Raw genomic sequence first — 21,737 nt, forward strand, 5'->3', positions numbered from 1 at the left:
CTTCCGCGTTTTTGACGGTCAGTCTCCGAAATTCGGACGATCGACGCATCCGCAGGCGGCCGTGAAATGCGAAATGCATACTGCACCATAGAAATTGCGCATGTTTTCCCGGATAGCATGGGGTCATGCGTGATCGTGGGGATGTGGGCTCGTGAGTGTTGTGGAGTTTTCTGCGGATTCGTGGCAGGCTTCGTCGCCGGGTTTGCGGGAGGGTCTTGACCGTCGGATCGAGGTGTTGGCTGAGTTGGCGCAGGGGTTGGAGGCTCTGGCCGGGTCGGATCAGATCAGTGGTGTGGGTGCGGATGCGATGCGTGCGTATATCCGCGAGGTGCAATTGCCGGTGGCGCAGTCGTTGCTGGTGGCGGTCTCGACGTTCCAGACCGCGATCGGCGTGTATTGGGCGGGGTATGCCCAGGTGGATGCGCACGGGGATTTCCGGCTCGTTGCCGACGAGTTCGACGCCCACGTGAGCCAGTTGGATGCGGGTTTGGGCCGGTTGCGGGGTTTCGAGGGGGAGCTGACGCGGATCTCTGCGGGGGCGGCGCATCTGGTGTCGTTGGGTGGTGCTGGTGCGCGCGCGGCGGGGGCTGCGGTCGAGGACTTCGAGGGCATGCGGGCTATTGCCCGGTCGCAGAAGGAGACCTGGGAGGCGTATGAGCGTCGGATCCCGGTTTCAACCAGGTCCGCGAGCTGATCGCTGAGCTGAAGGGTGTTCTGAAGAGCCTCGGGTCGTTGACGGTCGGTCGGGGCCGGTCCTATACGGCGGGGAGTTTCGATCTGACCCTGGCGCGGTTGGGTGAACTGACTTCGGGGATGTTCGAGTACTGCCAGGCGAACCAACAGGTCGCCTCTGAGGGCTGGGAGAGCATGTTCGCCGGGTACGCGGCGGATGTCGCCGCCCGGGCGGAGGCGGAACGGCGGGAGCAGGCCGGGTGGGACTTGCTCTGGGACGGGTTACAGATCCTCGCCGGCGCGGTGATCACCGCGGTAGGGATCGGGTTGACCCCGTTCACCGGCGGGTTCTCCCTCGGCCTGACCGTCCTCGGTGGGTCGTTGCTGGTCGGCGGGATCAACAACGCGATCAACCACGCCACGATCGCCGCCACCGGGAACGAGTTCAACCTGGTCGGGATGGCCTCCCAAGCGGTCGGGAAATGGTACGACGCCACCATCGCCCAACCCGCGATCAAGTCCGGGGACCCGCGCCTGGCGTTCATCGCCGGCGCCGGTGCGGCGCTGGGTGACCTGGTCGCCGGCGGCCTGCAAGTGAACGTGAAAGAGATCGGTGCGGGCGTCTCTGCCCTGATCACCGACCAGAACGCACGCGACCAGCTGTTCAACGAACTGAACAACACGTGGAACCAGGTCATTACCGGGGACGCGTATGTGATCGGGTACGCGACCACCACGGTCGCCAGCGTCCTGATCCCGGGTGTGGCGGCGGCGAAGTTCACCAGAACGGGTGATCTGTTCCGTAAGGGCGGGAAGGTCCCCGGGCTGGTCAAACCATCGGTGAAGCTCTCGACCCCGAGCGCAGCGACCAGCGCACTGGACTGGATGAAAGGACGCACCGGCCCCGTGGGCCCGACGGTGAGCAGTGAGGTCACTTCGGTGGTGCCGCCCGGCTGGACACCACATCCGAACAATCCGCCTGCGCGCGGTGATGCACTGTACGGTCGACCGGTCGCTGACCACGGTGCGCACCGCACCTACCCGCCGGTCACCGACATCAACCGGGGCACGTTCGAGCTGGTCTCCGACCCCGGCGCTCCGTGGGGACGCAGTCGGCCTGGCGGGGTCCCGTACAGCAAAGCCGAATATGACGGACGTTTCACTGACGCCCAAACCGATCCGGTCACCGGACATCATTGGGACAGGTATCCGCCGAACGATGGGGCGGTGCCCGGTACGCGTCGCGACTACCACGACCTGGCTGCCTACGTCCGTGACCACGGCATCGCCGTGGACCGGATCGGCGAGCCGACCGGTGAATATCTCGGCGTGATGAGGAACGGGAAGCCGGCCTCGTTCGAGCAACGAAGCCTCCCCGTAAACTCGCTGGAACAGCCCTACTACACCTACCGTGTGGCCGACGAGTGGCCGCCCGGTACCGAGGGGTGGAGTATCGAGTACTCGGAAATTGATCGCGGCTTCGGCAGGCGCGGCGGCGGATCCCAACTATTCATCCGAGACCAGAGAGGTAAGCCCGTGAAAGTCGAAAAGCTCCTCGAAAGCGGAGTCCTAGTCCAGGAGGGCGCGACCAGATGAGCATTGGCGATGCTGACGTTCAAGCGATGGTGGATCGGGTCAACGAGGTTGCAATCCCGGCAGTTTATGGTGGTGCTTACTGGGGGGAGTTCGGCGGCTGGGTGTTCGCGAGCAGTGGTGGTGAGATTCGCTACTTTCTCCGGATCGTCGACGGTCAGCTGGTGCTCACCGACGCGCAGCGGGCCAGGACCGACGAGAATCTGATGTTCTCCACTCCGTTATTGACCGACATGGAGAAGTTCCTCACCTACTACTTCTGTCGCAGGCTCCGTGAGAAGAGGCGCCTTCCGATGCTGCTGGTGGTGTCGATTCCGGTTACCCGCGACAAGGTGGCGCCGGGGTTCACGATCACGGACCCGGGTGGGCCGGGATATGAGTTGCACCACGCAGGAGAGAGCGTCGTTCGATGCGGGGATGACGTGGAACTTACCAAGTTCTCGCACTATGTCACGCTGACTCCGGAGGAGATTCGCCAGTCCGCGTTGGACCCGGAGGGTAAGCCGCACTTCATGGTGGCGCAATGGTGACTCGGTGAATGTGAAAGAACTCCGTGATCGCGGGCTTCTTGTGCATGGATGTGCGGCCGAGTGAGTATTGCGGATGCTGATGTTCAAGCGTTGGTGGATCGGGTCAATGAGGTTGCGATCCCGGCCGGTTACGGTGCCGCTTTCTGGGAGGAGTTCGGTGGCTGGGTGTTCGCCAACAGTGGTGGCGAGATCCGCAACTTTCTCCGGATTGACGACGACCAGTTGGTGCTGACGCAAGCTCAGCGGTCCAATACGGACGAGGACCTGGAGTTCTCTTCTCCGTTGCTGACGGACATGGAGCAGTTCCTTACCTACTTCTTCGCTGACAGTCTCCGTTATGAGGAACGCCTTCCGAGGCTGCTGGTGGTGTCGATTCCCGTCACGGCCGACAAGGTGGCGCCGGGGTTCACAATCACGGATCCGGGTGGACCGGGATACAAGTTGCACCGCAGCGGTGAGAGCACCGTCCGGCGCGGGAACAATTAGAACTGATCCACTTCTCGCACTATGTCACCCTGACTCCGGAAGAGATTCGCGAGTCGGTGTTGGACCCGGAGGGCAAGCCGCACTTCATGGTCATGCCAGGCTCTCGCAGCTGACCGCGCCTTCAAGGTCGCCCAGGTGAACGAGGCCCTCAAGTCGACGGGCCGCGCCGAGAACGGAGACAAGGTCATCATCATTTCCGGCTCCCCTCCCGGGATCCCCGGAACCACCAACGACATCCGCGTCCACAGGGTCGGCGACGTCCTCTGGGGCGGATGAGGAAGGCCCCGCTCCGGCAGGGCCTTCCGCGTATCCGGCGCTGGTCCGATCGGCGTGTCATACCTGGGGATGATTTCCGGTTCTCCCACCGAATCGGAAGGGTCGGCGGCGGGGTCCCGAGCGTATCCTCGGGACTATGAAGCACCGCCTGATCCGCTGGCTCCCGGCCATCGTCGTCCCCGCCGCCATTGCCGCGGGTGCGATCGCGATCCCGCTCGCCGCGGGAGCGGCGGACCTGCCCGTGAAGTCGCCGGCGGATGTCCTCCGGCTGGTCGCATCCAGCGACACGAAGGCGTTCTCAGGCACCGTCGAGCAGACTTCCGACCTCGGTCTGCCGAGCATCCCGAAGATGGGCGGCGGCTCCTCCAGCACGGACAGTTCGATCGCGAGCACGCTCTCGCTGCTGATGGGCGACCACACCGCCAAGGTCTACGTCGACGGGCCCACCAAGGTGCGCGTGCAGCTCCTCGACCAGCTCGCCGAGCGTGACGCCATCCGCAATGGATCGGACGTCTGGCTCTACCAGTCCAGCGACCAGTCGGTCACCCACGCGACCATCCCGGCGCACGAGAAGAGCGGCGCGTCGCCGGCTCCGACGGCCACGCCGGGCGCAACCGCGATGACGCCGCAGGCGCTTGCGGAGAAGTTTCTCGCCGCCGTCGACCCGTCGACGGAGGTGACCCTCGGCGCGAACACCAAGGTCGCCGACCGTGACGCGTACGACCTGGTGCTGACGCCGCGCACCGACGCCACGTTGGTCGGGTCGGTGTCCATCGCGGTGGACGGCCAGACCGGGCTGCCGCTGCAGGTCGAGGTGACCGCGCGTGGCGCTTCCTCGCCGTCGTTCCAGGCCGGGTTCAGCGACTTCACACCGAGCGCTCCCGACGCGAGCGTCTTCTCGTTCACGCCGCCGAAGGGCGCGAAGGTCACCGAGCAGGCACCGAAGACCGGCGAGCACAGCACGGGGACGAACCGGCCGAAGCCGACGGTCACGGGCACCGGCTGGGCGACGATCGTCAGCCTCCCGGCCGGCACGGTCCCGGCGCAGGCGCTGGCCGACCCGCTGGTCGCCCAGCTCACGCAGTCCGTCGGGGGAGGCCGTGCGCTGTCGACCTCGCTGGTGTCGGTACTGGTGACGCCGGACGGACGGGTGCTCGCGGGCGCTGTCCCGGTCTCCGCCCTCCAGGCCGCCGCTCAGTGAGCGACTGCCGGTGAGTGCCGAGTCAGTGGACGCCGCGCGGTGAGCGACGCCGCCGCCATCGCGACGAGCGGGCTGACCAAGCGGTTCCGCGGGCGCGCGGTAGTGGACGGGCTCAGTCTCTCGGTGCCGCGCGGGTCGGTCTTCGGCTTCCTCGGGCCGAACGGCTCGGGCAAGACCACGACTATCCGGATGCTGCTGGGACTCATCTCACCATCCGCCGGCTCGATCGACTTGCTCGGGGAGGCCATGCCCGACCGTGGCGCGACCGTGCTGCCGCGCGTGGGCGCACTGGTGGAGGGCCCGGCGTTCGCGCTGTACCTGTCCGGAACCGCGAACCTCGTCCGGCGTGACACCGCCGACCGGTACGCGCCGGGCGCCACCCGCTCGGAGCGGGTGGCCGCCGCGCTCGAACGCGTCGGCCTCACGCACGCCGCGGGCAAGCATGTACGCACCTACTCGCTCGGCATGAAGCAGCGCCTCGGGATCGCCGGCGCGCTGCTCACCGACCGCGACCTCCTGGTGCTGGACGAGCCGACCAATGGGCTCGACCCGCAGGGCACGCGCGAGGTGCGCAACCTCGTCCGCTCGCTCGCCGATGAGGGCAGGACGGTCTTCGTCTCCAGCCACCTGCTGGCGGAGATCGAGCAGATCTGCACGCACGCGGCCATCATGCGCACCGGGCGGCTTGTCGCGCAGGGCTCCCTGGACGAGCTGCGCAGCGCGTCCGGCCCGCGCCTGAGCGTGACGACGCCGGATCGGGCCGCGGCGGCTGAGGTGCTGGCCCGGTTCGGGTTGGCGCCGGAGACCGGCGGCGACGGCGTGGAAGCGGCGCTCATCGAGGGCTCGCCTGCTGTGGAGGACCTCGCCGCGAACCTGGTCGGCGCGGGGGTCCGGTTGCGCGGATTCGCCGTGCGGTCGTCCAGCCTGGAGGAGCGCTTCGTGGAGCTGACGGGGGAGGGCTTCGATGTCGAGCAGTGAGGCGGTCCCGGTCGAGGCTGCGGCGGCCACGGTCGATCGGCCGGTCGTGTCGGTCGGCGCCCGGCGTGCACGTCCCGCGGCGGGCTGGGCGCTGCTGGGCTCCGAGCTGTCGGTGATGTTCCGCCGGTGGCGCACCTGGGCGATGCTCGGCGCGCTGGCGGCCGTGCCCATTCTCATCGCGGTGGCTGTGCGGCTCACCGGACGGGGCCGGGGGCCGGCCTTCCTCGACCAGATCACCAGCAACGGGCTCTTCGTCGCGTTCACCGCGCTGGTGGTGTGCGTTCCGCTGTTCCTTCCCCTCACCATCGGCGTCGTCGCGGGCGACACGATCGCGGGGGAGGCCAGCCAAGGCACACTGCGCTATCTCGTGATCGCCCCCGCCGGCCGGCTGCGGCTGCTCGCGGTGAAGTTCGCCGGCTGCGCCGTGTTCTGCGTCGCCGCTGCGCTGGTCGTCGCATTGGCAGGAGCGCTGATCGGCGCGCTGCTGTTCCCGATCGGGCCGGTCACGCTGCTGTCGGGCACGGTCGTGAGCCTCGGCGACGCGGCCGTGCGGCTGCTGCTGATCGGGCTGTACATCGTGGTGTCGTTGCTCGGGATGTGCGCGATCGGGCTGTTCCTGTCCACGCTGACCGACGTCCCGGTCGGCGCGATGGCGGCGACGGCGGTGCTGGCCGTGGTGTCGCAGGTGCTGGACCAGCTCCCGCAGCTCGACGCCCTCCACCCGTGGCTGTTCAGCCACTACTGGCTGGGCTTCGCCGACTTCCTGCGCGCGCCGCTGGTGTGGGACTCGTTCGTGTCCAACCTGTGGCTGCAGGCCGGCTACGTGGCGGTCTTCGGAGCGCTTGCGATCGGCCGGTTCCTCACGAAGGACGTGCTCTCCTAGCGAACGACCTGACAGAACACGCCGTCAGACGCGTGCCCGAGCCGGCATGTCCTGTCAGGTTGTTCGCTCAGGGGATGGTCTCGGCCGTCGACTCCAGTGCGGAGCGGGGATGGTCGCGCTGGGTCGCGATCGTCACCCCGGCGGCGAGGCACACGATCACGATGCCGATGACCTGCACGAACGCGAAGCGCTCCCCGAGCACGATCACGCCGAACACGGTCGCGATCACCGGCCCGAACGAGGTGATGACGGCGTAGAGCCGCGGGGTGATGCGCCGCAGGATGAAGGTGTCGAGGCTGTACGGCACGGCCGACGAGAGGATCCCCGCCGTCAGGAGCAGGCCGGCGACCCGCCAGTCGAAGCTGCTGTAGTCGACGACGACGAGCGCGAGCGGCACCGTGAGCACCGTCGCGACCACGCTCGCCACGCTGAGGCCCTCCAGCCCGGGCAGCCGGGTCGCCACCCGCCGGGTCAGCAGGATGTACGCCGCCCACGAGGCCGCCGCCGTCAAAGCGAGCACCACACCGATCGGGTCGATGGCGCCCTCTGTCGCCGTGAGGAGCACCACGCCGCCGGCCGCCGCGACCGCGCAGCCGGCGTCCAGCAGTCTGCGGGAGCCCGCCAGCGCGAGCGCGAACGGGCCGAGGAACTCGATGGTCGCTGCGATGCCGAGCCCGAGCCGGCCCACGGCCTCGTAGAAGCTGAGGTTCATCGCGGCCAGCACGACTCCGAGCGCGAGCGCCGGCCAGAGCCGCGTCCAGGTCAGCTCCGCGCGCTTCGGGCGGTAGAACGGCAGGATGCACACCGCGGTGACGAGCTGGCGCACTGCGACCACGACGAGCGAGCCGACGATCGGGATGAGCAGCCCGGCGACGGAGGAGCCGAAGTTGATGCTGACCTCGGTGGCGACCTGGGTGCCTGCTCCGACGACGACCCGGTTGCGCTGCGAACTCACCCGACCGAGCTTAGTCATCCGGGCGGGTCGCGGCGGCGCGGTCAGCTTTCCAGCGTCCTCCGCATGATCGCGCGGGTCGCGCTCGGCCGGCGGACGACATCGAAGCCAGCGTCGCGGAACAGCGAGACGGTGCCGTGGTATCGCTCGGCGGCCGTGAGCGAGGGCCGCACCCCGGGTCGACCGGGTAGCCCTCCACGATCGTCGCCCCGCGCTCCCTGGCGTGCTGAAGTGCGCCGGCGAGGAGGGCGCGGGCGACGCCGCGCTTGCGGTACTCGTGCCGGACCACGAAGCGGGTGACCGCCCAGGCGTCCTCCGGGTCGCCCTCCTGGCGCCGCGTGATCGGCGACCGGCCGAGCGCGGGGTAGGCCGAGAACGGCTCGACCGCCGCCCAGCCGACCGGTTCGCCGTCGATGCGGGCGATGACGCCGGGCGAGCCGACCTCCACCTGCGCGTGCAGCAGCGCCTGCGTGTCCTCGCGCGTGGCGGCGTCCCAGTCGGAGCGGGTCAGCTTGAACCACTGGCACCAGCACCCGGCGGGGTCGCCCTTCGTGCCGAACACAGTCTGCAGGTCGTTCCAGGTCGACGCGCCGACCGATTCCGTGACCACCTCGTCCGTCATGCCACGAACCTACCGCGCACGGGCAACCCCGGCGCGGATCGACGACGCTAGCGCGAGTGGAGGGCGCCGGCGATCACGCGCGGGCGTTCCACATGCCCGAAGTGTCCGGTGTGCGGCAGGGTCAGCGCCGAGAAGCTCGGGATGATCGCGGCGAGCCCCGCGTCGTCCTCCGCGGACACGAAGACATCGCGATCGCCGCGCACGGACAGGACGGGACAGACGATCCGCGACCAGCGTTCGGCCGCCGGGTAGCGCCGGGCGCACGCGACGGCGCGCACGAACGCGGAGGGCCGCAGATCGCGCGCGAGCTCGTGGACGGTGAGCGGCTGGCGCATCGCGAACAGCGGGGACACCAGCGGCGCGAGCAGTCCGAGCCGGTCGAGCGCCCGCACGAAGGGCGCCGCCGCCGCTCCCGCAGCGGCGAGCAGCCGCATCCCGGCCAGCATGAGCGCCAGGCCGGGGAGGCCAGCAGCAGTCCGAACCGCCCCAGCCGGTCGCCCCGGCCGCCCAGGGTCGTGGCGGACACGAGCAGCACCGACACCGTCGCGGCCGGCTCCTGGGCTGCGAGCTCCAGGGCGACGAACCCGCCGAGCGAGTGGCCGACCACCTGCCAGTGCCCGTAGCCGAGCGCCCGCGCCGTCACTGCCACCGCGTGCGCGAGGGACTCGGCGTCGAGCCGGCTCACGTCGGCAGGGGAGTCGCCCCAGCCGGGGAGGTCGGGCACGATCAGGTCGTCGAGCGCGTCGGCGCCGCCGGCCGCCTCGATCGCCGGCAGCCAGGTCGTCCACGAGCCGGCCGCCCCGTGCAGGAGGATGGTCGCGGTCCGGTTCGTGCGCCGCGTGTGCCGCACCACCACCGGGCCGGCCGGCGTCGCGATCGTCGAGGTTTCCACCCCTGTTGTTCGGAGCGGACCGCTCGTAGGATTCCCGCGTGAGCGAGACGTCGAACGAACTCCCAGCATCCACACGCACCGCCTCTGCTCTCTCGGACGCAGAACTCGATCAGCTCGACGCCTGGTGGCGGGCCGCCAACTATCTCTCCGTCGGCCAGATCTACCTCCTCGACAACCCGCTGCTGCGTCGCCCGCTCTCGCGCGACGACGTCAAGCCGCGCCTGCTCGGGCACTGGGGGACCACCCCTGGGCTGAACTTCGTCTACGCGCACCTGAACCGTGCGATCCGGCAGCGCGACCTCGACACGATCTTCGTCGCCGGCCCCGGCCACGGTGGCCCCGGTGTCGTCGCCGGCGCGTACCTGGACGGCACCTACAGCGAGATCTACAGCGACATCGACCGGAGCGAGGACGGCCTGCGGAAGCTGTTCCGGCAGTTCTCCTTCCCCGGCGGCATCCCGTCGCACGCGGCTCCCGAGACGCCGGGCAGCATCCACGAGGGCGGCGAGCTGGGCTATGCGCTCTCGCACGCCTACGGCGCCGCGTTCGACAACCCGAAGCTGCTGGTCGCCGCGGTGGTCGGCGACGGGGAGGCCGAGACCGGGCCGCTCGCGACGGCGTGGCACTCGAACAAGTTCCTGAACCCGAAGTCCGACGGCGTCGTCCTCCCGATCCTGCACCTCAACGGCTACAAGATCGCCAATCCGACCGTGCTGGCGCGCATCCCGGAGACCGAGCTGCTGGAGCTGATGCGCGGCTACGGCTACACGCCCTACCTCGTATCGGGCGGCTTCGACGGCGAGGAACCGCGCGAGGTGCACAAGCGTATGGCCGCGACCCTGGACGAGATCCTCGACCGGATCGCCGAGATCAAGGCCGCTGCCGACTCCGGCGACCTGATCGACCGTCCCGCGTGGCCGATGCTCATCCTCCGCACCCCCAAGGGCTGGACCTGCCCGGCCGAGATCGAAGGCCATCCCGCCGAGAACAACTGGCGCTCGCACCAGGTCCCGCTCGCCGACGCCCGCGACACCGAGGCGCACACCCGGCTGCTGGAGGACTGGCTGCTGTCGTACCGCCCGGAGGAGCTGTTCGACGAGGCGGGCGCGCCTGTCCCGCTGATCGCATCGCATGCGCCGGAGGGCGAGCACAGGATGAGCGCGAACCCGGTGGCGAACGGCGGACTGCTGCGCCAGGACCTGCGGCTGCCCGACTTCCGCGACTACGCCGTCGACGTGCCGGCGCCGGGGGAGACGGTGGCCGAGGCCACCCGCGTTCTCGGCGGCTGGCTGAGGGACGTGATGGCGGAGAACCCCGACGACTTCCGGCTGTTCGGCCCCGACGAGACGGCCTCCAACCGGCTGCAGGACGTGTTCGAGGTCACCGGAAAGCAGTGGAACGCCGAGTACTGGCCGATCGACTCCGACAACCACCTCGCGCCGAGCGGCCGGGTGATGGAGATGCTGAGCGAGCACCAGTGCCAGGGCTGGCTCGAGGGGTACCTGCTGACCGGACGCCACGGCGTGCTCACGTCGTACGAGGCGTTCATCCACATCGTGGACTCGATGTTCAACCAGCACGCGAAGTGGCTGAAGGGCTCCCGCTCGATCCCGTGGCGGAGGCCGATCGCCTCCCTCAACTACCTGCTCAGCTCGCACGTCTGGCGGCAGGACCACAACGGCGCCTCGCACCAGGACCCGGGTTTCATCGACCACGTGATGAACAAGAAGGCCGACATCGTCCGCGTCTACCTGCCGTTCGACGCGAACACCCTGCTGTCGACCTACGACCACTGCCTCCGCTCGGTCGACTACGTGAACGTGGTCGTGGCGGGCAAGCAGCCGTCGCCGAACTGGCTGAGCATGCCCGACGCGATCGCGCACTGCACGCGCGGCATCGGCGTCTTCGACTGGGCGGGGACCGAGCGGGAGGGCGAGGAGCCGGACGTGGTCCTGGGCTGCGCGGGCGACATCCCGACACTGGAGGTGCTGGCCGCGGCCGACATCCTGCGCCGCCGGCTGCCGGACCTGGCGGTGCGGGTCGTGAACGTGGTCGACCTGATGCGCCTGCAGAGCGAGGGCGAGCACCCGCACGGCATGAACGACCGCGAGTACGACGCGCTGTTCACGACGGACAAGCCGGTGATCTTCGCCTACCACGGCTACCCGTGGCTGATCCACCGGCTCACCTACCGCCGGGCCGGTCACGACAACCTCCACGTCCGCGGCTACAAGGAGGAGGGCACGACGACAACGCCGTTCGACATGGTCATGCTCAACGACCTCGACCGCTACCACCTGGTCATCGACGTGCTCGACCGGGTGCCGGGCCTCGCCGCACGGGAGGCCGCCTTCCGGCAGGAGATGGTGGACGCCCGCCTGCACGCCCGCCAGTACACGCGCGACCACGGTGAGGACATCCCGGAGGTCGCCGAGTGGAGATGGGGCGGCGGCGAGCGCTCGTCGCGCATCGACACCACCGGCGGCGACAACGACTGACGCCATCCCATTCCGAACGGGGGTCGCAACACGCCGCTATCCACGCGGCATAACGGCGTGTTGCGACCCCTGTTCGGTGGTTAGAGGGGGTGGGCGGAGGCGGGGTCGACGACCGTGAGCTCGGGGATCTTGGCGGTGCGGCCGTCGCCGGACGAGCGTCCGGTGAGCCGCCGGCCGATCCACGGCAACACGTAGCGCCGGTAGTAGTCCGCGGTCCGCCGGGAGGACTCACCGGCCGGCGCGGACTCCACCTCGTCCACGCCCCACTCGGCGGGCACCGGCACGCCGAGGGCCGTCAGCACGTTGCTCGCCACTTTGGCGTGGCCCAACGCGTTGAGGTGCAGGCGGTCGGCCGACCAGTAGCGGATGTCCTCGAGGGTCTCGTCGGCCCAGTTGTCGACGAAGAGCACGCCGTCGCGGGGCAGCAGGGCGCGCACCGCGACCGCCAACTCGTCGCCGCGCTTGCGCAGCAGCCCGCCCATCGGCAGGTGCCGGCTCGGGTTCGCGCCGCTCAGCAGCAGCATCGTGCTGCCGGAGGCGGTCACCCGGTCGGCGGCGTCCATCAGCTGCGTCGCCACCGACGCGATGGTGACGCGCGGCCGCATGATGTCGTTGCCGCCGCCGTTGAGACTCACGAGCTGCGGGTGCTGGGCGATCGCGGGATCGAGCTGCTCGGTGAGGATCGGGGTGAGCTTGCGGCCGCGGATCGCCAGGTTCGCGTAGCGCACCGGCTCCGGCGAGGCGAGCGCCAGTCCGAGCGCGACGAAGTCCGCCCAGCCGCGCTGCCGGCCGTCCGGGAGGTCGTCGCCGACTCCTTCCGTGAAACTGTCGCCGATCGCGATGAAACTGGAGTAGCCCATCCCGCTACGCTACCGCCCGCCGCTTCCATGACCGGCATGCAGAAGGTCAGAACGTTCCTCTGGCAGATCGTGCCGCGCGCCCTGCTGGAGCTGCAGCAGGACCCGGACCGCGAGCGTCCCGGGCGCGTGAACGCGGCCATGCTCCGGATGGGCAAGATCGACGTCACCGCGCTCTACGCGGCAGCCGACGCGGTCTGACTGACGGCCTCGCGTTCGGGCGTCAGCCGCGGGCGATCAGCGTCTGCCAGGCGAGCAGGTGCTCGACCGTGACGCCCGTGTAGCCCTGGAGGCCGCCGAACGCCGACCGCACCAGGGCTGTCTGCGACTCCAGCACGCTCACGGAGTCGTCGCCGAAGGTCGCAGCCGGGCCGCCGGCCACCTCGAGCGAGTCGGTCTCGACGCCCACGCTGAACGGCACCCGGGCGTTCGCCGCCGCCGTCGCCGCGGGACGGGCCAGCGCGATGATCCCGTCATCGCCCGCGGCATGGTCGGAGAAGGCGACGATGGCGACCGACTTCACATGCGGGAGAAGCGTCCGGAACAGCGTGCTGTTTCCGTCCGCGGTGGGTTTGGCCTCCAGCCACCACGGGAGGTCGGCGCCGACCGGCACGGACCCGGCGGCGCTCGCCGCGGTGTCGTACAGCATCGCAAGCTGGTCCACGATGCCGGGGAGCTGGTCGTCGGTGGCGTTCACCCACGGCTCGACATCGAACTGGACCGCGTCGAAGGGCGCGGCCTTCAGGGCCGCGGTGGTCCAGGTGGCGGCGAGGTCGGGCTGCTGCGCCCAGGCCGGGTCTCCGCCGAGCGCGCCGACCGTGGTCACGCCGGCGCGGTGCAGCGCGGTGACCGCTGAGCGCAGCCACGGGCCGAACGGGCCCTGGTCGGCCGCCCACGGCACGGAGAGGTACACGGTGCGCAGCTTGTGTGCGGAGGCGAAAGCGGCCAGCGCCTTCGGAGCGAACGCGGCCTCGCCGTCGCCGCGCGGGTCCACGGACGGGTCGATCGGGTTGCCCCACGCCCACATGCCCGTGATGGCGGACGGCGTCGACGCGCCGGTCAGCGCCACGGCCTTCGCCGGAGCGGCGGCGAGCCCGGCCGCCCCGATTCCGACCGCGCCGAGGGCGAGCGCCAGCCCGGCCGCGATGATCCCAGCACCCGATCCTCGAGTTCGCAAAGCACACCCCTTCCGTGGGACCGGACGATGCCGTCACGGCCTGTGCTGCGGAACTCGGGTGTACCGCACAGCGATCCTCTCATGCGCCCGGAGATCCCACAGGGCCGCATTCGGGGTACACGCGGGCTCGTCGCGAGGCGCGTCGCGACGCTCAGTCGCGCCAGCCCAGCTCGCGCCCCACGCCGACCACGGCCTCCAGCAGCCGCGCGTTGAAGTCCACCCCGAGCTGGTTCGGCACGGTCACCAGCACGGTGTCCGCCATCCGCACCGCCTCGTCCTGCGCCAGCTCGGCGACAAGCTTCTCCGGCTCGCCGATGTAGGAGCGGCCGAATCGCGCGATCCCGCCGTCGAGGTGGCCGACCTGGTCGCGGCCCTCCACTTGCGCCCGCGCGCCGAAGTACCGGCGCGAGTCGTCGTCCACGATCGGGATGATGCTGCGGCTGACGCTCACCCGCGGCTCGCGCTCCCAGCCCATCTCGGCCCAGGTGTCGCGGAAGCGCTGGATCTGCTCGGCCTGCAGCCTGTCGAACGCCTCGCCGGTGTCCTCCGTGAGCAGCGTGGACGACATCAGGTTCATCCCCTGCTCGGCCGTCCACTCCGCGGTCGCCCGGGTGCCCGCACCCCACCAGATCCGGTCGGGGAGGGTCGGCGACAGCGGCTGGACGGACAGTCCGCCGCTCGTCCCGGTCATCCGCGGGTCGGCGTTCGCCATCGCCTCCCCGGCGATGGCCGCTCGGAAGATCGCGGTGTGCCGCCGGGCCATGTCCGCGTCGGACTCGCCCTCGCCCGGCACGTAGCCGAACGACTCGTAGCCGGCGAGCGCCGTCTCCGGCGACCCGCGGCTGACGCCGAGCTGGAGGCGCTCGCCGCTGATCAGGTCGGCGGCCGCGGCCGACTCCGCCATGTACAGCGGGTTCTCGTACCGCATGTCGATGACGCCGGTGCCGATCTCGATCCGCGAGGTGCGCGCACCGATCGCCGCGAGCAGCGGGAACGGCGAGGCGAGCTGCGGCGCGAAGTGGTGCACCCGGACGTACGCGCCGTCGGCGCCCACCTCCTCGGCCGCGACCGCGAGCTCGATCGTCTGCAGGAGGGCGTCGGCGGCCGTCCGCACGACGGAGCCGGGGACGGCCTGGTAGTGGCCGAAGCTGAGGAAGCCGATGCGTTTCACAGTGAGGGCAAGTCGTGCGGCCGGCGCGGTATTCCGGCCGGGCTCAGTCCTCCAGCCCCTGCTGCCCGAGCCAGACCAGGATCTCGGTCGCGACGTCGCGCCAGCCGTGGTCGATCACGAGTGAGTGGCCGCGGTCGCGGAAGGTGATCAGCTCGGTCACGGCGTTGGAGTCGCGGTACAGCTTGAGCGTCGCGTCGGTGGTCACCTCGGGGACGGTGTTGTCCTCGCCGCCCGCGATGAGCAGGAGCGGGCCGCGGTCCTCGTTCTTCGTGTCGACGGCGGCCTGCGAGTGGAGGCTGAAGTTGGCCGCCGCCGCCTGGAAGACGGGGCGCACCGTGGAGGGGACGGTCCAGCGGTCGTACAGCTCCTTCGCCTCCTCGTCGGTGAGCTGGTTCGCGAAGCCGAACGTGAACTGCTCGAAGGTCAGGGCGATCGCCTTGTGGATGTTCGCCGGGTTGTCGAGCACCGGGAACGACGACTTGAGCTGGCGGAACGGCAGCGGCAGCACACCCTTGATCTGCGCCGGGTCGATCCCGACGCCGGCGTTGCCGTAGCCCTGGCCGAGCAGCTTCTCGGCGATGAGGCCGCCGAAGGAGTGACCGATGATCACGGGCGGGACGTCCATCGCCTCGATGATCTTCGCGAAGTGCTCCGTGACCTCGTCGATGCCGAAGTTCGCGACGTCGTCGGGATGCGCACGCGTGTCCGCCACGGTGTCCTTCTCGCCGGGCCACAGAGGAGCGACGGGGGCGTAGCCTTCCGCCGTGAAGAGCTCGATCCAGGGCTGCCAGCTGCTCGCGTGGAGCCAGAGGCCGTGGATGAAGATCACCGGTTGATTCGCCATGCCGCACAGGGTATTGCGCGGGCGGCCGTACGGCCAGACCCTGACGGCGGCCGCGGCGCCGGGTAACCTGACCGCATGGCCGACTGGTTGTGCGCGACGTGCGCGGTGGAGACGACCCCGATTGTGACGGACGCGGGGGAGGAGCCCCCGGTCTCCTGCCCGATCTGCGAGGACGAGCGTCAGTACGTCCCGCCGACCGGCCAGCGCTGGACCACCCTGCAACGTCTGCAGCGCGAGGGCGAGCGGGTGACCGTGACGGAGCTGGAGCCCGGCCTCTACGGGCTGAGCAGCGAGCCGAAGGTCGGCATCGGACAGCGTGCCCTGCTGCTGTGCACGCCGGACGGCAACCTGCTCTGGGATCCCACCGGCTACGTCGACGAGGCCGCGGCGACCGCGGTGCAGGACCTCGGCGGGGCCGCGGTGATCGCCACCAGCCACCCGCACATGTTCGGCGCGCAGACCTCCTGGTCGCGGATGCTGGGGGGCGTGCCGGTACTCGTCCACGCGGCCGACCGGCACTGGGTGCAGCGCGAGGACCCGGCGATTCGGGAGTGGAGCGGTGAGGAGGAGGTGCTGCCGGGTGTGCTGCTGCGCACGGTCGGCGGCCACTTCCCGGGCAGCGCGGTGGTGCACTGGGACCGCGGAGTCGTGCTCAGCGGCGACACGGTCTTCCCGGGGCCGTCGCAGCAGTGGGTGACGTTCCAGCGGAGCTTCCCCAACGACATCCCGCTCTCGGCCGCCGTGGTGCGGCGCGTCGCCGACCTGGTCTGCGACAGGCCGTTCGACCGGATGTACGGCAACCTGGGCAACGTCATCCCGGTGGACGCGCGGGAGGCCGTGCGGCGGTCGGCGGAGCGGTACATCGGCTGGGTGAGCGGAGCCTTCGACCACCTGACCTGAGCGGACGGCCCCAGGCCGGCCGGCGTCAGCTCAGGAACGGCGCGAGCTCGAACTCCAGCGCGGGCTTGGGCTTGGCGCCCACGATCGTCTTGACGACCACGCCGTCCTGGAACACCTTCGTCACCGGCAGCGAGAGCGCCCGGTACTCGGCGGACGCCTGCGGGTTCTCGTCCGCGTCGATGCGCAGGATGCGGAGGCCGTGCTCGTCCGCGATGCGCTCCAGGATCGGCGTCAGCGCGCGGCACGGGCCGCACCACGGCGCCCAGAACTCCACGAGGGTCGTACCGGGCGCGGCGAGGACGTCGGAGGCGAAGGAGGCGTCGGTGACGCTGCTGAGAGTGCTCATGCCGGGAGGCTAAGCCGTGCCCCTGGGTCAAGGTCAAGCGGTGCGCCGGGGTCGGCCCCGAGCCACCTGTGCAAGCATGGGACGCAGGAGGTGGACATGGACACTCTGACCCCGCAGGAGCTGCGCGACTCGTTCGTGAACTGCTCGCGCGCCGACGCCGCCGACCTGCCCCTTCCGCCCGGGATGCACGAGGTGGACTGGTCCCGCCGCGAGTACCTCGGCTGGCGGGACCCCCGGCTCCCGCAGCGCGGCTACGTCGTCATCCCGACCGGGAGCGGACCGGTCGGCATCGTCCTGCGGGCCTCGGAGGCCTCCATGCGCTCGCACGCGCCCACCATGTGCGGCTGGTGCCAGGACGTCCACGTCACCCGCGACGTCTACTTCTGGTCGGCGCGCCGGGCCGGGGACGCCGGGCGCAAGGGCGACACCGTCGGCGCACTGGTCTGCGCGTCGTTCGAGTGCACCGAGAACGTGCGGCGCACGCCGCCGGCGCAGTTCGTCGGCTTCGACTCCGAGCGCGTGGTCGAGGAGCAGATCGCCGGGCTCGGCGAGCGGGTGCGCCGGTTCGCCCAGGCCGTGGTGGGCGTTCGGCCCTGACCGCGCAAAGGGGATTCACAGCGACCCGATAACCGGTTCTCACCCGGATTAAGGATGCGGAAAGAATCCGGGCGCAGGCTGGTGATCAGCTCCCCGGAGGTCGCATCCAGCCGGTCCGCAGAGGGAGCGGGCTGGAGGGCCTGTCATGGACATTCGTTCGGCGGGACGGCGCACTGCCGTCGGGATCACCACGGCGATCGGCATCTCGAGCCTCGCGGTCACCGGCATCCTCTCCGGCTACCTCTTCGCCGGCACGACGGCAGCCCGCACCGCGGGGACCACGACGGCGGGCACCGGCAACACGGGCAACGGCTCGTCCGGCGACGACTCGGCCGGCACCGGGGGCAACGGCGACGACTCCGGCTCGTCCGGCTCCTCCACCGGCTCCTCCACAGGCTCCTCCGGCAGCGGCATCCAGCAGAGCCAGGGCGGTGGTTCCAGTGGCCTCTCCAGCGGCTCCTGACCTGGTCCACGACGACTTCGCGGTCTGGGGCGTCGATGCCCGCATCGTGGTCTCCGACCCCGAGAGACTGACGCAGGCGCGGAGGATCGCGGACGACGAGCTCGCCGCGATCACAGCGGCCGCCAGCCGGTTCGAGCCGGGCAGCGAGCTCTCCCGGCTCAACGCGTCAGATCGTCCCGCCGGCGGCGTCGAGCTGAGTCCTCTCCTGGCCGAGTTCGTCGCGGTCGCGCTCGCCGCGGCCGTCGACACCGACGGCGACGTCGATCCCACCCTCGGCGGCGACCTGAGCCGGCTCGGCTACGACCGCGACTTCGCTTCACTGCCCGTCGACGGAGTCACCCTGACGGTCGCCCGGCCGCGGACGCCCGGATGGCAGCGCGTGACCCTCGACGAGGGCATCCTGACGCTGCCCGGCGACCTCCGGCTCGACCTCGGCGCGACCGCGAAGGCGCACGCCGCGGATCGCATCGCACGCCGCATCGCGGGGAGACCGGCGCGGACGCCCTGGTCTCGCTCGGCGGCGACATCGCCACCGCAGGCGCCACCGAGCGGCTCTGGGAGGTGCTCGTACAGGACCTCCCGTCCGACCCGGCGCAGCAGATCGCGATCCCGAACGGCGCGGGCGTGGCCACGTCGAGCACGCAGAAGCGGCGCTGGCGCAGCGACGGGCAGGCCAGACACCACATCCTCGACCCGCGCTTCGGCCTCCCGGCCGACGACGTCTGGCGGTCCGTCACCGTCGCCGCGGCGACCTGTGTCCGCGCCAACGCGCTGAGCACGGCGTCGATCGTGCGCGGCCTGAGGGCTCCCGGCTGGCTGCGCGGCCTCGGCGCCGACGCCCGGCTGGTGGCCAGGGACGGCTCGATCGTCACGACCGGGCGGTGGCCCGAGGACCTGCCGTCGACCGGCACGGGGGCGAACCGATGGATGAGGTGCCCTGATGGATGAGGTGCTCTGATGGATGAGGTGCTCTGGGCGGTCGGCCGCGCCTCCGGCGTCGTCGCGCTGATCCTGCTCACCGTCTCGCTCTGGCTCGGGATCGTCACCCGCTCCGGCCGTCCCCTTCCCGGCATGCCGCGCTTCTCGGTCACCCTGCTGCACCGCAACGTGTCGCTGCTGGCGGTCGTCTTCCTCGTCCTCCACATCGGCACGCTGCTGCTGGACTCCTACGCCAAGCTCACCCTCACCGACATCCTGGTGCCGTTCCTCGGCGCGCACCTGCCGTTCTGGCTCGGGCTCGGCACCGTGGCCGTCGACCTCCTGATCGCGGTGACGATCACGGCGCTGCTGCGCCGGCGGCTGGGCGTGCGCGTCTTCAAGACCGTGCACTGGCTGAGCTACGCGATGTGGCCGGTGGCGCTGGCGCACACGATCGGCGACGGCACCGACGGGACGTCCGGCTGGATGCTGCTGCTCGCCGGAGCGTCGGTGCTGTTCGTGCTCGTGGCCGTGCTCTGGCGGGTGTCCGCCGGATTCCTCGAGACGTCCGCCGCGCGACGCGCGGACGCCGAACCGAGCAGAAGGGGACTGTCATGACCATGACCGCCGACAACGTCCTGCCGGTCGCCGACCCCGCCGCTACGCCGCCCCGGCTGCTGGCGGCCGGGCACTCGGCAGGCGCGCCGGCCCACCTCTCCGCGTTCGGCCCCCGCCGCGGGCTCCGCCGCCCCGACCTCGAGCGCGAGCTGGAGCGTTCGGGCCTCACCGGCCGCGGCGGCGCCGCGTTCTCCGCATTCCGCAAGCTGGCGGCGACGGCCGGGCGGCGCGCGCCGGTCGTCATCGGCAACGGCTCCGAAGGGGAACCCTGGAGCTGGAAGGACGCCGTGCTCCTCGCCAACGCGCCGCACCTCGTCCTCGACGGTCTCCTGACCGCGTCCGAGGCGCTGGGCGCCGCGCGCACCGTCCTGTACCTCCACGAGGCCGCCATCGCCCCGGTCGCGGCCGCCGTCGCCGAACGCTCCGACGCCGGCCGCGTCGAACTGGTCGAGGCGGCGGACGGCTTCATCGCGGGCGAGGCGAGCGCCGTGGTGAACGCCCTCCAGACCGGCCGCGGCGTGCCGCTCGACCGGGTGCGACGGCTGTCGGAGTCCGGGCTCGACGGCCGGCCGACACTGCTGCACAACGTGGAGACGCTTGCGCAGCTCGCGCTGGTGGACCGCTACGGCGGCGACTGGTTCCGCAGCGTCGGCGACCCGGCGCAGCCGGGAACGCGCCTCGTGACGGTGACCGGCGACGTGGCGACCGAGGGCGTGTTCGAGGTGCCGACCGACGCCACCGTCGTGGACATCGTCGCCCTCGCCGGCGGGGAGGCCCGGCTCGCAGCGGGTGTGCTCCTCGGCGGGTACCACGGGCGTTGGATCGCGCCGACCGAGACCGGCGCGGCGCCCGGGGAGTCCGCGGGCGCGGGCGTCGTGCACGTGCTCGGCCCCCGGCGCTGCGGTGTGGCGACGACCGCGGCGATCGTCCAGGAGCTGGCCGCTGCCTCCGCCCGGCAGTGCGGGCCGTGCCTGTTCGGTCTCCCGGCGATGGCGGACCGGTTCGCCGACCTGGCCGCGGGCTGGCTCGCCCCGCAGGCGGCCGCCGAGCTCGCCCGGCTCGCGGAGGTGGTCGACGGACGAGGCTCGTGCCACCATCCCGACGGGGCCGCACGCCTGGTCCGCAGCGCGTTGCGGGTGTTCGCACGCGACATCCACGCCCACGCCCAAGGCCGCTGCCTGCGGAGCACGCGATGACCGCCCGGCACACCCTCCACGTCGACTGGACGCGCTGCGACGGCCGCGGCCTGTGCGCCGAACTGCTGGAGGGCACCATCGCTCGGGACGAGTGGGGATACCCGTTCGCGGTCGGCCAGCCGGCGTCCGGCCGTTCCGACATCCCGGTGCGCAGCGACCAGCTCGAGGCCGCCGAGGAGGCGGTGGCTCTGTGCCCGGTGCTGGCTCTGCGGTTGCGTCGGGTGGGGTGACGAATCCGCGCCGAGTCGGCGGTGTGGGGTTGTGCCGCTGGTGGGACTCGAACCCACACGCCCTTCCGGACAAAGCATTTTGAGTGCTCCGCGTCTGCCATTCCGCCACAGCGGCGCACAACAACACCTGAACAATACCGTAGGCTCTTACCCGTGACTGACCAGGAGACCACCCCCACCGCACCCCGCCGAGTCGTCGTCGCGGAGGACGAGTCGCTCATCCGGCTCGACATCGTCGAGACCCTCCGCGACAACGGTTTCGAGGTCGTCGGCGAGGCCGGAGACGGCGAGACCGCGGTCGCGCTGGCCACCGAGCTGCGCCCCGACCTGGTCATCATGGACGTCAAGATGCCCCAGCTCGACGGCATCTCGGCGGCCGAGCGCCTCTCCAAGAACCACATCGCGCCCGTCGTGCTGCTGACCGCATTCAGCCAGAAGGAGCTCGTGGAGCGCGCGACCGAGGCCGGCGCCCTCGCCTATGTGGTCAAGCCGTTCACCCCGAACGACCTCCTGCCGGCGATCGAGATCGCCCTGGCCCGCTACCAGCAGATCATCGCGCTGGAGGCCGAGGTCTCCGACATGGTGCAGCGCTTCGAGACCCGCAAGCTGGTCGACCGCGCCAAGGGCCTCCTCAACGAGAAGATGGGCCTCAGCGAGCCGGACGCCTTCCGTTGGATCCAGAAGGCCTCCATGGACCGCCGCCTCACCATGCACGACGTCGCCCAGGCCATCATCGAGCAGCTCGCCCCCAAGAAGTAGCCGCCCCGCAGCAATCCGTTCCTCAGTTTCTCCCGCAACACGCCGTTCGCGAGCGGGAGAAAGTGAGGAAGCAATGGC

Annotated in this window: 25 protein-coding genes, 1 tRNA gene and 3 pseudogenes; 19 read left to right on the forward strand and 10 right to left on the reverse strand. The window is 70.7% G+C overall.

Going from position 1 to position 21,737, the window contains the following annotated elements:
- Positions 1–151: 151 nt before the first annotated feature.
- The 8 genes and pseudogenes from ACRAWC_RS00005 (at position 152) to ACRAWC_RS00040 (ending at position 6,619) form a co-directional block, all read left to right on the forward strand.
- Positions 152–694, forward strand: a complete 543-nt coding sequence (locus ACRAWC_RS00005; protein WP_431345910.1) for a hypothetical protein — start codon at positions 152–154, stop codon at positions 692–694.
- Between the two features lie 38 nt (positions 695–732).
- A complete protein-coding gene (locus ACRAWC_RS00010; RefSeq protein WP_431345911.1) occupies positions 733–2,268 on the forward strand; it encodes a glycohydrolase toxin TNT-related protein in 1,536 nt (511 codons plus the stop codon).
- Positions 2,265–2,795, forward strand: coding sequence for an Imm61 family immunity protein (locus ACRAWC_RS00015; RefSeq protein ID WP_431345912.1), 531 nt, complete (start codon positions 2,265–2,267; stop codon positions 2,793–2,795). Before ACRAWC_RS00010 ends, ACRAWC_RS00015 begins: the two co-directional genes overlap by 4 nt.
- Positions 2,796–2,855: 60 nt before the next feature.
- A complete protein-coding gene (locus ACRAWC_RS00020) occupies positions 2,856–3,281 on the forward strand; it encodes an Imm61 family immunity protein (RefSeq protein WP_431345913.1) in 426 nt (141 codons plus the stop codon).
- A 75-nt stretch (positions 3,282–3,356) separates the two neighbouring features.
- Positions 3,357–3,557, forward strand: a pseudogene (locus ACRAWC_RS00025) (pyruvate kinase alpha/beta domain-containing protein); the annotation flags it as partial.
- A 136-nt stretch (positions 3,558–3,693) separates the two neighbouring features.
- Positions 3,694–4,758, forward strand: a complete 1,065-nt coding sequence (locus tag ACRAWC_RS00030) for a LolA family protein (RefSeq protein ID WP_431345914.1) — start codon at positions 3,694–3,696, stop codon at positions 4,756–4,758.
- A gap of 39 nt (positions 4,759–4,797) precedes the next feature.
- Entirely contained in the window at positions 4,798–5,736 is a 939-nt protein-coding gene (locus ACRAWC_RS00035; protein ID WP_431345915.1) for an ATP-binding cassette domain-containing protein, read from the forward strand.
- The gene (locus tag ACRAWC_RS00040; RefSeq protein WP_431345916.1) at positions 5,723–6,619 is read left to right on the forward strand and encodes an ABC transporter permease; all 897 of its coding nucleotides are present in this window, start codon (positions 5,723–5,725) and stop codon (positions 6,617–6,619) included. Before ACRAWC_RS00035 ends, ACRAWC_RS00040 begins: the two co-directional genes overlap by 14 nt.
- 67 nt (positions 6,620–6,686) lie before the next feature.
- Here the strand turns inward: ACRAWC_RS00040 and ACRAWC_RS00045 are convergent, their stop codons facing one another.
- The 4 genes and pseudogenes from ACRAWC_RS00045 to ACRAWC_RS00060 all read right to left on the reverse strand — a co-directional run.
- The gene (locus tag ACRAWC_RS00045; RefSeq protein WP_431345917.1) at positions 6,687–7,574 is read right to left on the reverse strand and encodes an EamA family transporter; all 888 of its coding nucleotides are present in this window, start codon (positions 7,572–7,574) and stop codon (positions 6,687–6,689) included.
- 10 nt (positions 7,575–7,584) lie between these two features.
- Positions 7,585–8,193: an N-acetyltransferase family protein gene (locus ACRAWC_RS00050; protein ID WP_431345918.1), complete on the reverse strand. Its 609-nt coding sequence runs from the start codon at positions 8,191–8,193 to the stop codon at positions 7,585–7,587.
- Positions 8,194–8,240: 47 nt separating this feature from the next.
- Positions 8,241–8,627 (reverse strand): alpha/beta fold hydrolase, encoded by a 387-nt coding sequence (locus ACRAWC_RS00055; RefSeq protein WP_431346017.1) that lies wholly within the window; start codon positions 8,625–8,627, stop codon positions 8,241–8,243.
- 77 nt (positions 8,628–8,704) lie between these two features.
- Positions 8,705–9,154, reverse strand: a pseudogene (locus ACRAWC_RS00060) (alpha/beta fold hydrolase); the annotation flags it as partial.
- Here ACRAWC_RS00060 and ACRAWC_RS00065 point away from each other — a divergent pair.
- Entirely contained in the window at positions 9,124–11,583 is a 2,460-nt protein-coding gene (locus ACRAWC_RS00065; RefSeq protein ID WP_431345919.1) for a phosphoketolase family protein, read from the forward strand. The pseudogene ACRAWC_RS00060 and the gene ACRAWC_RS00065 sit on opposite strands and share 31 nt — an antisense overlap.
- 80 nt (positions 11,584–11,663) lie before the next feature.
- Here ACRAWC_RS00065 and ACRAWC_RS00070 read toward each other — a convergent pair whose 3' ends face one another.
- Positions 11,664–12,443, reverse strand: a complete 780-nt coding sequence (locus tag ACRAWC_RS00070) for an SGNH/GDSL hydrolase family protein (RefSeq protein WP_431345920.1) — start codon at positions 12,441–12,443, stop codon at positions 11,664–11,666.
- Positions 12,444–12,479: 36 nt separating this feature from the next.
- On the opposite strand from ACRAWC_RS00070, the gene ACRAWC_RS00075 reads away from it, so the two are divergent.
- Positions 12,480–12,641 carry a hypothetical protein gene (locus ACRAWC_RS00075; protein ID WP_431345921.1) on the forward strand — a complete coding sequence of 54 codons (162 nt, stop codon included), beginning with the start codon at positions 12,480–12,482 and terminating at the stop codon, positions 12,639–12,641.
- Between the two features lie 22 nt (positions 12,642–12,663).
- Here the strand turns inward: ACRAWC_RS00075 and ACRAWC_RS00080 are convergent, their stop codons facing one another.
- The 3 genes from ACRAWC_RS00080 to ACRAWC_RS00090 form a co-directional block, all read right to left on the reverse strand.
- Complete coding sequence (locus ACRAWC_RS00080) at positions 12,664–13,617, reverse strand: hypothetical protein (protein ID WP_431345922.1); 954 nt, start codon at positions 13,615–13,617, stop codon at positions 12,664–12,666.
- Between the two features lie 151 nt (positions 13,618–13,768).
- Positions 13,769–14,788: an LLM class flavin-dependent oxidoreductase gene (locus tag ACRAWC_RS00085; RefSeq protein WP_431345923.1), complete on the reverse strand. Its 1,020-nt coding sequence runs from the start codon at positions 14,786–14,788 to the stop codon at positions 13,769–13,771.
- A 43-nt stretch (positions 14,789–14,831) separates the two neighbouring features.
- Positions 14,832–15,632, reverse strand: coding sequence for an alpha/beta hydrolase (locus ACRAWC_RS00090; RefSeq protein WP_431345924.1), 801 nt, complete (start codon positions 15,630–15,632; stop codon positions 14,832–14,834).
- A 75-nt stretch (positions 15,633–15,707) separates the two neighbouring features.
- Here ACRAWC_RS00090 and ACRAWC_RS00095 point away from each other — a divergent pair, with 75 nt between their 5' ends.
- Positions 15,708–16,532 (forward strand): hydrolase, encoded by an 825-nt coding sequence (locus tag ACRAWC_RS00095; protein WP_431345925.1) that lies wholly within the window; start codon positions 15,708–15,710, stop codon positions 16,530–16,532.
- A gap of 25 nt (positions 16,533–16,557) precedes the next feature.
- Here the strand turns inward: ACRAWC_RS00095 and ACRAWC_RS00100 are convergent, their stop codons facing one another.
- Positions 16,558–16,878, reverse strand: coding sequence for a thioredoxin family protein (locus ACRAWC_RS00100; RefSeq protein ID WP_431345926.1), 321 nt, complete (start codon positions 16,876–16,878; stop codon positions 16,558–16,560).
- Positions 16,879–16,974: 96 nt separating this feature from the next.
- On the opposite strand from ACRAWC_RS00100, the gene ACRAWC_RS00105 reads away from it, so the two are divergent.
- The 7 genes and pseudogenes from ACRAWC_RS00105 (at position 16,975) to ACRAWC_RS00135 (ending at position 20,900) form a co-directional block, all read left to right on the forward strand.
- The gene (locus ACRAWC_RS00105; RefSeq protein ID WP_431345927.1) at positions 16,975–17,475 is read left to right on the forward strand and encodes an FBP domain-containing protein; all 501 of its coding nucleotides are present in this window, start codon (positions 16,975–16,977) and stop codon (positions 17,473–17,475) included.
- 145 nt (positions 17,476–17,620) lie between these two features.
- Entirely contained in the window at positions 17,621–17,938 is a 318-nt protein-coding gene (locus ACRAWC_RS00110; protein ID WP_431345928.1) for a hypothetical protein, read from the forward strand.
- Between the two features lie 46 nt (positions 17,939–17,984).
- Positions 17,985–18,359 (forward strand): annotated as a pseudogene (locus tag ACRAWC_RS00115) (FAD:protein FMN transferase); the annotation flags it as partial.
- Positions 18,308–18,886 (forward strand): FAD:protein FMN transferase, encoded by a 579-nt coding sequence (locus ACRAWC_RS00120; protein WP_431345929.1) that lies wholly within the window; start codon positions 18,308–18,310, stop codon positions 18,884–18,886. The pseudogene ACRAWC_RS00115 and the gene ACRAWC_RS00120, both read left to right, overlap by 52 nt.
- A 9-nt stretch (positions 18,887–18,895) precedes the next feature.
- Positions 18,896–19,474 (forward strand): ferric reductase-like transmembrane domain-containing protein, encoded by a 579-nt coding sequence (locus tag ACRAWC_RS00125; protein WP_431345930.1) that lies wholly within the window; start codon positions 18,896–18,898, stop codon positions 19,472–19,474.
- Positions 19,471–20,670 carry an NADH-ubiquinone oxidoreductase-F iron-sulfur binding region domain-containing protein gene (locus tag ACRAWC_RS00130; protein WP_431345931.1) on the forward strand — a complete coding sequence of 400 codons (1,200 nt, stop codon included), beginning with the start codon at positions 19,471–19,473 and terminating at the stop codon, positions 20,668–20,670. Before ACRAWC_RS00125 ends, ACRAWC_RS00130 begins: the two co-directional genes overlap by 4 nt.
- On the forward strand, positions 20,667–20,900 hold the full coding sequence (locus ACRAWC_RS00135) for a ferredoxin (protein ID WP_431345932.1): 234 nt from the start codon (positions 20,667–20,669) through the stop codon (positions 20,898–20,900). Before ACRAWC_RS00130 ends, ACRAWC_RS00135 begins: the two co-directional genes overlap by 4 nt.
- A gap of 32 nt (positions 20,901–20,932) precedes the next feature.
- Here ACRAWC_RS00135 and ACRAWC_RS00140 read toward each other — a convergent pair.
- Positions 20,933–21,015 (reverse strand) — tRNA-Leu (locus ACRAWC_RS00140).
- A 38-nt stretch (positions 21,016–21,053) separates the two neighbouring features.
- Here ACRAWC_RS00140 and ACRAWC_RS00145 point away from each other — a divergent pair.
- Positions 21,054–21,659, forward strand: coding sequence for an ANTAR domain-containing response regulator (locus ACRAWC_RS00145; RefSeq protein WP_345834903.1), 606 nt, complete (start codon positions 21,054–21,056; stop codon positions 21,657–21,659).
- Positions 21,660–21,737: the final 78 nt, after the last annotated feature.

The sequence above is a fragment of the Leifsonia sp. L25 genome (assembly GCF_050632895.1).

Bases quoted from the DNA above. Each gene is read 5' to 3' on its own strand.
- ACRAWC_RS00015 (WP_431345912.1), top strand. From the start codon at position 2,265: ATGAGCATTGGCGATGCTGACGTTCAAGCGATGGTGGATCGGGTCAAC.
- ACRAWC_RS00030 (WP_431345914.1), top strand. From the start codon at position 3,694: ATGAAGCACCGCCTGATCCGCTGGCTCCCGGCCATCGTCGTCCCCGCC.
- ACRAWC_RS00040 (WP_431345916.1), top strand. From the start codon at position 5,723: ATGTCGAGCAGTGAGGCGGTCCCGGTCGAGGCTGCGGCGGCCACGGTC.
- ACRAWC_RS00050 (WP_431345918.1), bottom strand. From the start codon at position 8,193: ATGACGGACGAGGTGGTCACGGAATCGGTCGGCGCGTCGACCTGGAAC.
- ACRAWC_RS00055 (WP_431346017.1), bottom strand. From the start codon at position 8,627: ATGCGGCTGCTCGCCGCTGCGGGAGCGGCGGCGGCGCCCTTCGTGCGG.
- ACRAWC_RS00070 (WP_431345920.1), bottom strand. From the start codon at position 12,443: ATGGGCTACTCCAGTTTCATCGCGATCGGCGACAGTTTCACGGAAGGA.
- ACRAWC_RS00075 (WP_431345921.1), top strand. From the start codon at position 12,480: ATGCAGAAGGTCAGAACGTTCCTCTGGCAGATCGTGCCGCGCGCCCTG.
- ACRAWC_RS00090 (WP_431345924.1), bottom strand. From the start codon at position 15,632: ATGGCGAATCAACCGGTGATCTTCATCCACGGCCTCTGGCTCCACGCG.
- ACRAWC_RS00095 (WP_431345925.1), top strand. From the start codon at position 15,708: ATGGCCGACTGGTTGTGCGCGACGTGCGCGGTGGAGACGACCCCGATT.
- ACRAWC_RS00100 (WP_431345926.1), bottom strand. From the start codon at position 16,878: ATGAGCACTCTCAGCAGCGTCACCGACGCCTCCTTCGCCTCCGACGTC.
- ACRAWC_RS00105 (WP_431345927.1), top strand. From the start codon at position 16,975: ATGGACACTCTGACCCCGCAGGAGCTGCGCGACTCGTTCGTGAACTGC.
- ACRAWC_RS00110 (WP_431345928.1), top strand. From the start codon at position 17,621: ATGGACATTCGTTCGGCGGGACGGCGCACTGCCGTCGGGATCACCACG.
- ACRAWC_RS00120 (WP_431345929.1), top strand. From the start codon at position 18,308: ATGGCAGCGCGTGACCCTCGACGAGGGCATCCTGACGCTGCCCGGCGA.
- ACRAWC_RS00125 (WP_431345930.1), top strand. From the start codon at position 18,896: ATGGATGAGGTGCTCTGGGCGGTCGGCCGCGCCTCCGGCGTCGTCGCG.
- ACRAWC_RS00130 (WP_431345931.1), top strand. From the start codon at position 19,471: ATGACCATGACCGCCGACAACGTCCTGCCGGTCGCCGACCCCGCCGCT.
- ACRAWC_RS00135 (WP_431345932.1), top strand. From the start codon at position 20,667: ATGACCGCCCGGCACACCCTCCACGTCGACTGGACGCGCTGCGACGGC.